The 8,729-nt window shown below is 73.2% G+C and carries 10 protein-coding genes; 6 read left to right on the forward strand and 4 right to left on the reverse strand.

What is annotated here, in order from left to right; genetic code table 11:
* Window positions 1–16 precede the first annotated feature (16 nt).
* The 3 genes from mshA (at window position 17) to ACJOT3_RS01040 (ending at window position 2,961) form a co-directional block, all read left to right on the forward strand.
* On the forward strand, window positions 17–1,324 hold the full coding sequence (mshA, locus tag ACJOT3_RS01030; RefSeq protein ID WP_406967726.1) for a D-inositol-3-phosphate glycosyltransferase: 1,308 nt from the start codon (window positions 17–19) through the stop codon (window positions 1,322–1,324).
* Window positions 1,325–1,358: 34 nt separating this feature from the next.
* Window positions 1,359–1,889: a YbjN domain-containing protein gene (locus ACJOT3_RS01035; protein WP_406967728.1), complete on the forward strand. Its 531-nt coding sequence runs from the start codon at window positions 1,359–1,361 to the stop codon at window positions 1,887–1,889.
* Between the two features lie 325 nt (window positions 1,890–2,214).
* Window positions 2,215–2,961, forward strand: a complete 747-nt coding sequence (locus ACJOT3_RS01040; protein ID WP_406967730.1) for a phosphoglyceromutase — start codon at window positions 2,215–2,217, stop codon at window positions 2,959–2,961.
* 86 nt (window positions 2,962–3,047) lie between these two features.
* Here the strand turns inward: ACJOT3_RS01040 and ACJOT3_RS01045 are convergent, their stop codons facing one another.
* A complete protein-coding gene (locus ACJOT3_RS01045) occupies window positions 3,048–3,410 on the reverse strand; it encodes a DsrE family protein (RefSeq protein WP_406967732.1) in 363 nt (120 codons plus the stop codon).
* Between the two features lie 21 nt (window positions 3,411–3,431).
* The gene (locus tag ACJOT3_RS01050) at window positions 3,432–4,199 is read right to left on the reverse strand and encodes a GIDE domain-containing protein (protein ID WP_406967734.1); all 768 of its coding nucleotides are present in this window, start codon (window positions 4,197–4,199) and stop codon (window positions 3,432–3,434) included.
* Window positions 4,200–4,383: 184 nt separating this feature from the next.
* Between ACJOT3_RS01050 and ACJOT3_RS01055 the strand changes: the two genes are divergently transcribed.
* The 3 genes from ACJOT3_RS01055 to ACJOT3_RS01065 all read left to right on the forward strand — a co-directional run bounded on the left by ACJOT3_RS01055 (window position 4,384) and on the right by ACJOT3_RS01065 (window position 6,803).
* Window positions 4,384–4,935, forward strand: a complete 552-nt coding sequence (locus ACJOT3_RS01055; protein WP_406967736.1) for a heme-binding beta-barrel domain-containing protein — start codon at window positions 4,384–4,386, stop codon at window positions 4,933–4,935.
* Between the two features lie 366 nt (window positions 4,936–5,301).
* Complete coding sequence (gene ygfZ / locus ACJOT3_RS01060; RefSeq protein WP_406967738.1) at window positions 5,302–6,324, forward strand: CAF17-like 4Fe-4S cluster assembly/insertion protein YgfZ; 1,023 nt, start codon at window positions 5,302–5,304, stop codon at window positions 6,322–6,324.
* Window positions 6,325–6,392: 68 nt separating this feature from the next.
* The gene (locus ACJOT3_RS01065; protein WP_406967740.1) at window positions 6,393–6,803 is read left to right on the forward strand and encodes a YrdB family protein; all 411 of its coding nucleotides are present in this window, start codon (window positions 6,393–6,395) and stop codon (window positions 6,801–6,803) included.
* On the opposite strand, the gene ACJOT3_RS01070 is transcribed toward ACJOT3_RS01065, so the two are convergent.
* Together ACJOT3_RS01070 and ACJOT3_RS01075 are read right to left on the reverse strand one after the other, a co-directional pair.
* Window positions 6,790–7,584, reverse strand: coding sequence for a DUF4352 domain-containing protein (locus ACJOT3_RS01070; protein ID WP_406967742.1), 795 nt, complete (start codon window positions 7,582–7,584; stop codon window positions 6,790–6,792). The two genes, ACJOT3_RS01065 and ACJOT3_RS01070, sit on opposite strands and share 14 nt — an antisense overlap.
* 57 nt (window positions 7,585–7,641) lie before the next feature.
* Window positions 7,642–8,562: an NADP-dependent oxidoreductase gene (locus ACJOT3_RS01075; protein WP_406967744.1), complete on the reverse strand. Its 921-nt coding sequence runs from the start codon at window positions 8,560–8,562 to the stop codon at window positions 7,642–7,644.
* Window positions 8,563–8,729: the final 167 nt, after the last annotated feature.

Here is an 8,729-nt window from a genome sequence, read left to right on the forward strand (position 1 = left end):
CCTGAGAGGACCGGCGGTGTCTGGAATCGTTCCCGTGGAAGGATCTGCGGCACTTCCGTCCCGGGTGGCGACGGTCAGCCTGCACACCTCTCCGCTGGACCAGCCGGGCACCGGCGACGCGGGCGGCCTCAACGTCTACGTGGTCGAGGTGGCCCGGCGGCTGGCCGAGCGCGGCGTCGCCGTCGACGTGTTCACCCGGGCGACCTCCCCCGACCTGCCGCCGGTCGTCGAACTGGCACCCGGGGTGTCCGTGCGCCACCTGGCCGCCGGACCCTACGGCCACCTCGACAAGAACACCCTCGCCGAGTACCTGTGCCCGTTCATCTTCGGGATGCTGCGCACCGAGGCCCGCGACGAACCCGGCCGCTACGACCTCGTGCACGGCCACTACTGGCTGTCGGGCAAGGCCGGGGTGGCCGCGGCCCGCCGCTGGAACGTGCCGATGGTGCAGTCGATGCACACCATGGCGCGGGTCAAGAACGCCGCGCTGGCCGAGGGCGACGTGCCCGAGCCGGAGGCGCGGGTGCACGGCGAGGACCAGCTCGTGCACCAGGCCGACCGGCTCATCGCCAACACCTACGACGAGGCCCGCCAGCTCAAGGACCACTACGGGGCCTGCGAGCACCAGATCAGCGTGATCCCGCCGGGTGTGGACCTGAACGTGTTCACCCCGGGTCCGCGGCGCGCCGCCCTGGAGCGGATCGGGCTGGCCCCGGACACCGAGCTGCTGCTGTTCGTGGGCCGGGTGCAGCGGCTCAAGGCCCCGGACGTGCTCGTCCGCGCCGCCGCCCACCTGATCGAACGCGACCCGTCGCTGCGCTCGCGCCTGGTCGTGGGCGTGGTCGGCGGGCTGTCCGGCGGCGGTATGCGCGAACCCCGGATGCTGGCCGACCTGGCGCGCTCGCTGGGCGTCGCCGACGTGATCCGCATGGAGCCGCCGCAGACGCGCGAGCGCCTGGCCGACTACTACCGGGCGGCCACGGCGACGGTCGTGCCCTCGCACTCGGAGTCGTTCGGGCTGGTCGCGGTGGAGTCGCAGGCCTGTGGCACGCCGGTGGTGGCCGCCCGGGTGGGCGGGCTGACCACGGCCGTCGGCGACCGCTCGGGGGTGCTGGTGGACGGGCACGACCCGTCCGACTACGCCACGGTGCTGCACCGGTTGATCACCGAGCCCGCCCGACGTGACAGGCTGGCGGAGGCGGCCCCGGCGCACGCGGCCACCCTGGGCTGGGACCGGACGGTGGACGACCTGCTCGACGTGTACCGGACGAGCATCACCCCGTACGCGGTGCCCGCGGGGCTGTCGCTGGCCGCCGCGCGCTGACGCGCGGCGCGGTAACGGGAGGAGCGGAACGAACGTGGGAGAACGAGCGGCGCGCACGGCGGCGATCGAGGCGATCACCTTCGCGGTGGCCGAGGCCGGGCTGGAGGTGGAGCAGCCCCGGGAGGGGTCGTTCCTGGTGACCCTGCCGGGCAAGGCCAAGCTCAAGACCCTGGTGTGGCTGGAGGCGGGACCGCACAGCCTCACCCTCACCTCGTTCTTCTGCCGGCAGCCGGACGAGAACCACGCCGGGTTCTACCTGTGGCTCATGCGCAAGAACTCCGACATGTACGGGATGGCGTTCTCCGCCGACGAGGTCGGCGACGTGTACATCCGCGGGCGGCTGCCGCTGGAGGGGGTCACCCCCGACGAGGTGGACCGGCTGCTGGGCTGCGTGCTCACCTACTCCGACGAGAACTTCAACGGGGCGCTGGAGCGCGGGTTCGCCTCCGCGATCCGCAAGGAGTGGCTCTGGCGGGCCGAGCGCGGCCACGACATGCGCAACCTGCGCGCGTTCGCCCACCTGGCACCCAAGGACCACATCGACCACGCGGACCACTCCGGTTGAACACGACCGCGAGGCGCCGGCGGGGTTCCGGAGGCCCTGGAGGCGAAGTCTTCGAGGAGAGGCCTGTGGCCGCAGGCCGTCCGTTGAGGACCTTCTGATTCCCGACGGGTGAGCGAGGACTTCTCCGCAGGGGCCGCCGCGTCTCCTGAAACCCATTCCCGCCTTCCAGGGGCGCCGAGCCAGGTAGCAGGGCCGCGGCCGTCAGGCCATCCGTTGAAGACCTTCTGGTTCTCGACGGGTGGGCCGAAGCGAAGCGGAGGTTCGAAGAGATACCGCCCGGCCCCGGGCCCTAGGGCGTTCACCGCCAGGCACTAGGCTTTGCCCCATGGGAACTCTGGTACTGCTCCGACACGGTGAGAGTGTCTGGAACGCGAAGGGCCTGTTCACCGGTTGGGTGGACGTGAACCTGTCGGCCGCCGGCGAAGCCGAGGCGCGCCGCGGCGGCGAGCTGCTCAAGGAGGCCGGCCTGGCGCCGGACATCCTGCACACCTCGCTGCTCAAGCGGGCGATCCGCACGGCGAACCTCGCGCTGGAGACCGCCGACCTGCACTGGCTGCCGGTGCGGCGCAGCTGGCGGCTCAACGAGCGCCACTACGGCGCCCTCCAGGGCAAGGACAAGGCGCAGACGCGCGAGGAGTACGGCGACGAGCAGTTCATGATCTGGCGCCGCTCGTACGACACCCCGCCGCCGCCGATCGCCGACGACGACCCGTACTCGCAGGCCGGGGACGCCCGCTACGCGGACCTGCCGCCGGAGCTGCTGCCGCGCACCGAGTGCCTCAAGGACGTGCTCGACCGGGCGCTGCCGTACTGGTACGACGAGATCGTGCCGGACCTGGCCGCCGGCAAGACCGTGCTGGTGACGGCGCACGGCAACTCGCTGCGCGCGCTGGTCAAGCACCTGGACGGGATCGACGACGACTCGATCGCCGGGCTCAACATCCCCACGGGCATCCCGCTGGTGTACGACCTGGACGACGAGTTCAAGCCGAAGGTCCCCGGCGGCACCTACCTCGACCCGGAGGCCGCCAAGGCCGCCATCGAGGCGGTCGCCAACCAGGGCAAGAAGTAGCCCCCACCGTTTCCCGTGCCCGCGCCCTTTCGGGGCGCGGGCACCGTCATGTCCGGGGACTCGATACCAGGGGCGGTGGGCCGGGCTCAGTAGACGAGGGGCCTGGCGCCGTCGGCGGTGATCTCCTCGACGAAGGCGGCGGCCCCGGCGATGCGGACCCCGGGCAGGAGGTCGTCCTCGGTCAGGTCGCGCCGGGCCGCGCACTGGGTGCACACGGTGACGCCCCCGGCCGCCAGGACCACGGCCAGCAGGTCGGCCAGCGGGGCGGCGTGCGGAAGGGAGAACTCCTCGGCGCGGCCGGGGACGGCGAACCAGGCGGCCTCGCCGGTGAGCCAGAGGGAGACGGGCACCCCGGAGGCCGCGGCGGTGGCGGCGACGGTGAAGCCCTGGTTGCAGCGTTCGGGGTCGTCGGCACCGGCCGTGACCTTGATCACAAGGGAAGCGGGCATGGCGGCCAGCCTATCGGGCGCTCACAGACCCAGCAGGACCAGGAGTACCCCGGACAGGGCGGTCACCGCGAAGGCGACCGTGACCAGCAGCGCCTCGCGGCGGCGCGGGGAGGTGTGCCGGGGGCGCTCGGCCACGCCGTGTTCGACGGTGAGGGCGCCGTCGCTCGGGGCCGTCAGGACGATGCGGCCGTTCCGCGCGTGCAGCTCACCGGTGACGCGCACCCGGGCGCCGGGCCGGATGACCCACTCCCGGTACTCGAACTCGATGGTCTCACCGCGGAACACCCCGGAGATGCGCCCGCGCACCCGGGGCAGCAGGTCGTCGGCGGGCGAGGCGACACCGGGCTGGGGGCGGCCCACGACGCGCTTCAGGCACAGCTCGGCGCCCCGCGGGCGGGGGGCCTCGCGGGGGTCGACGAAGATCCGCTCGCCGTCCAGCGGCCGACCCTCGGCGACCAGGCCGAACAGGTCCTCGGAGCCGTAGTCGGCGATGGAGTCGCAGGTGCGCTCCTGCACCGCGCCCTCCTGCTGGAGGGGGAGGTAGTGGCGCAGCACCTCGTGGCCGTGCCAGACGCACTCCACACCGGCCAGCCCGGAGGAGACCGCCCCGGCGGGGCCGGGGGCCGCGACCCCGGTGAGCGTGACGCGCTGCCCGTTCCGGGCGGCCAGGGAGGCCGGTTCGAGCCGGGCCAGGCCCAGCTGGCGCCGCCAGCGGCGCAGGGCCAGGGCCGCGAGCGGGAGCAGGACCAGCGCGACCACGAGCAGCACAGAACCGATCACCAGTAACACAGGCCGCCCCTTTGCGCTTTGGAGGTAGGGGACGCGGGCGGGTCGACACGCCCCGTGGACACACCGCGTCGTCCCCCATCTTTACCAGTTCTCCGAGAAAGCGGGGCCAATTGGGCATGTCCAGTCGGCTACCCCGGAATGGCGGTGGCCGCCCCGCCTCCCGGGAGCGCTACGCTCTGGTGTCATGCACGCTGATGTACACGCCGATCTGGCGAAACTGTCCTTCCTGATCGGCCGCTGGGAAGGTGTCGGCGTCGCCGGTTACGCCGACGAGGAGGAGTTCCAGTTCGGCCAGGAGATCGTGTTCGAACACCGGCCGAACCTGCCCTACCTCGACTACCGCAGCTCGGCCTGGCGGATGAACGCGGACGGGACCCTGGGCGACCTGATCACCGAGGAGTCCGGCTACTGGCGGGCGCTGTCGGAGGAGGACATGGCCGGCCGCGGGGAGGACGCGCCCATCGTCCACCTGGAGGTGCTCATCGCGCACAACGAGGGCTTCCTGGAGTCGTACGCGGGCAACGTGTTCGCGAACCGGGTCGAGATGGCCACGGACGCGGTGCTGCACACCTCGACCGGCCTGGACGTGACGGCCTCGCACCGGCTCTACGGGCTGTTCGGCGACAACCGGGAGACCCTGGGGTACGCCTGGGACCTGGCGGCGCGCGGGCACTCGCTGCGCTCGTACATGTCGGCCCAGCTCAAGCAGGTCGGCAAGGGCGCCGAGAACCGGTAGCGGACCCGGCGGCGCCGAGCGCCGGGGGTCGGCGGGGATCCGGGAGGGCGGGGTCCGGGAAAAAGAAACGGACCCCGGGCCGCTTCCCGCCGGTGTGGGCGGGGCCGGTCGGACTACTTCCGGCGGCCCGGGATCCGGGTGTCCGTTGGGATTCGCTGCGAACGAACGTCGCGCGAACGCGAGCTCGTCCTAGCGGACGGCCACCTCGCCAGTCCTAAAAGACTTCATCTTCTGGACCACCTCCTTTCCTGCGTGACACCGAAGGTACGTCCTGTGGGACCCTCGGGGCAAATGTTTTTTCTGTCGGAGAAACCGCAGGTCAGAGGCCTGTTTTCGGTCGCCCTCGCGGATGGATAGTCTCGGGGTATGACTTCGCCGCTGCTGAGCACACCGGGCGCCGTGAGCGCCGACTCCCCCGACTCCGGGGTCGCCGCGCACTACGGCGACCCGGCCCACGAGGGCCGGGCCATCGAGCGGGCGAGCGCGTGGGTGGACCGGAGCAACCGGGGCGTGGTGACGGTGACCGGCCCCGACCGGCTCACCTGGCTGAACGACCTCACCAGCCAGCTCACCCGGGGGCTGGCCCCCGGGACCGGCACCGAGGCGCTGGTCCTGGACACGCAGGGACACCTGCGCCACCACCTGTCGCTGGTGGACGACGGCACCACGACGTGGATCCACACCGAGCCCGACGGGGGCGCGGCGCTGGCGAAGTTCCTGGACTCGATGCGGTTCATGCTGCGGGTCGAGGTGGCGGACCTCAGCGGGGAGCGCGCCGTGCTGACCCTGCTGGGCCCCGAGGCGGCGGAGGCGCTGAAGGCCGTCGACCCGGACGGTGTCCCGGTGCGCGTCGCGGAGGACGAGACCGACCTGTTCCTGCCCGCCGACCGGCTGGTGGAGGTCGCCGAGGCACTGACCGCCGCCGGGACCCGCCCGGCCGGGATGTGGCCCTACGAGGCGCACCGGATCGAGCACCACCGGGTGCGCCCGGGGCTGGACACCGACGAGCGCACCATCCCGCACGAGGTGGACTGGGTGGGCCGGGCGGTGCACCTGGAGAAGGGCTGCTACCCCGGCCAGGAGACCGTGGCCCGGGTGCACAACCTGGGGCGGCCGCCGCGGCGGCTGGTCATGCTGCACCTGGACGGCACCGCCGAGCGGCTGCCGGCGGTGGGCTCCCCCATCGAGCTGGACGGCCGCGCCATCGGGCGGGTGGGCACCTCGGCCCGCCACCACGAGCTGGGGCCGATCGCCCTGGGCGTGGTCAAGCGGTCCGCGCCGACCGACGCCGACCTGCTGGTGGAGGGGATCGCCGCGGGCCAGGAGGTCGTGGTGGACCCGGACACCGGCGCCAACGCCAAGATCGACCTGCGCCGCCGCCCGCGCTGATCCCGGTTCTCCCTCCCGAGAGCCCTCCGTTCCCCCGTGAGCCCTCCAGCCCCCCAAAAGGACGTGTGGTGTCCCAGAGACCGTGGATGCTGGTGGTGCGGCTGCTGCTGGAGCTGACCGCCCTGGTGGCGCTGGGCTACGCGGTGTGGCTCCTGCTGCCGGGCCTGCGCTGGTCGGCGCCGGTCGCCGTGCCGCTGCTGGCGGCGACGGTGTGGGGGACGTTCGCGGTCCCCGACGACCCGTCCCGGTCGGGCCGCGCCCCGGTGCCGGTGCCCCGGCCGGTGCGGCTGCTGGTGGAGTGGGCGGTGCTGTTCGGCTCCGCGGCCGCGCTGGCGGCAGCCGGGGCGGTGACGGCGGCGCTGGCGTTCGCCGGGGTGCTGGTGGTGTACCACCTGTGCGCCTACGACCGGGTGCTGTGGCTGCTGGGCCTGCGCGCGGCGGTCGGGCGGCGCCCCGGGAGGGAGCTCAGTTCGGAGTGAGCGAACTCAGGCCGTCCACCATGACCTCGGCCATCTCGGTCCCGGTGGGGACGAGGAAGAGGATGTGCGTGGTGACGGTCTCGTTCGGCGCGATGGGACCCCAGAAGTAGTCCCAGGCCACGGTGACCTCGGCGTCGAGGTCGCTGGGGTAGATCGAGCCGTCGGTGGTGATGCCGTAGGTGTCGACCGGGTCGAAGACGGCCGGGCCGTCGCCCAGGTTCGTGACGTTGAGCCGGTAGATGAGGTACTCCATCCCGGCGGGTGCGGCGGCGTGGGAGCCCATCCCGTCGGTGATGGTGGGGTCGGTGTAACAGACCTCCACGACCACATCGAACGGGTGGTGGTAGACGTACGCGCCGTTGAAGGACTCCGGCGGGAGGCTCGCGGTGTGCGAACCGGCGGCGTCCTGGCCGCTCTCGGGTGACTGCGGCGCGACGGGCTCGCGCGGTTCCGCGGCCTCGGGGGCTGAGGCGTCCGGGTCGGAGGTATCCGGTGCGGGTTCGGCCGACTCATCGGGTTTCTCGGGGTCGGCGGGCTCATCGGGGTCGGGGGCCGGTGCCCGCGGCTCCTCGGACTCCTCCGCCGCGGTGTCGGGCGGGTCGGGGTCCTGCTCCGGTGGGGCCGGTTCCTGGCCCACGGTCACCCGCACGGTCGAGAGCGGTGAGGCGGTGAGGGCGGCCACGGTCGCGATGCACCCTGTTCCGGCGATGAACACCGCGACGGGGATCGCGGCGAGACGGAGTACGCCGCCCGACCCCCGTCGGCGGTCACTGGTATCCATGCCTATGTGACGCAGAGCACACTTGGTTCATTCCGGCCGCTTCCGGCCACACGGCGATCAAACGGTCAGCACGATCTTGCCGCGCGTCCGTCCCTCCTTGCTCAGCCGCCACGCCCGGGCCGCCTCCGCCAGCGGCAGCTCGTGCTCGACGTGCACGGTCAGCACCCCGGCGTCGGCCATCCCGCCCAGCTCGATGAGGTCCTCGGAGGAGGGCCGCACCCACACGTAGTGGCCGCCGAACCTCTGCACCTCCGCGTCGGCGACGGACACCACCCGCTGCGCGCCACCGGTCAGGGGCAGGCTCTGCTCGGCCGCTCCCCCGCCGACGAAGTCCAGCACCGCGTCCACCCCGGCGGGAGCCAGCGCGCGCACCTGTCGCACCAGGCCCTCGCCGTAGGCCACCGGCTCCGCGCCCAGGGAGCGCAGGAACTCGTGGTTGCGCTCGCTCGCGGTGCCCAGGACCCGGGCGCCCAGCGCCCGGGCGATCTGCACGCCCATGGAGCCCACACCGCCCGCCGCCGCGTGGACCAGCACCGTGTCCCCCTCGCGGACCTCCACCCGGCGGATCGCCTGGAGGGCGGTGAGCCCCGCCAGGGGCGCCCCGGCCGCCTGCGCCCAGGTCATCGACTCCGGTTTGGGTGCGAGGAGGCGCACGCTCGCCGACACCCGCTCGGCGTAGGCGCCGTTCTGCGCCCAGTCCTTGCGGATGTAGCCGAAGACCTCGTCGCCCACCCGGTACTCGGGGACGTCGAAGCCGACCGCCTCGACCACCCCGGCCACGTCCCACCCCGGGACCATGGGGAACCCGGCGACCATGACCGGGTCGAGTCCGCCCGCGGCGAGCTTCCAGTCGACGGGGTTGACCCCCGCCGCCCGCACGCCGATCAGGGCCTCGCCCGGGGCCACCTTGGGCTCGGGCAGCTCCGCCTCCTCTAGGGAGTCCTCCGTGCCGTACTGCTGCAACGCCATCGCCTTCATGGGGGCGACCCTAACCGCCCGCCCCCGCCGGTACCCGCGAACCCGCCCCGGGCGCGCCGCCCGCCGGGCCGCCCACCGGGGACCGCCGCAGGGCCGCGAGCGCCGTACCGGAGGCCGAGGCGCGGCACCGGGCGGGCGGCCCCGGAGCTGGTGCGCAGCCCGTCCGC

Source organism: Nocardiopsis protaetiae (assembly GCF_045446735.1).
In the GTDB taxonomy this organism is placed as follows: Bacteria; Actinomycetota; Actinomycetes; order Streptosporangiales; family Streptosporangiaceae; genus Nocardiopsis; species Nocardiopsis protaetiae.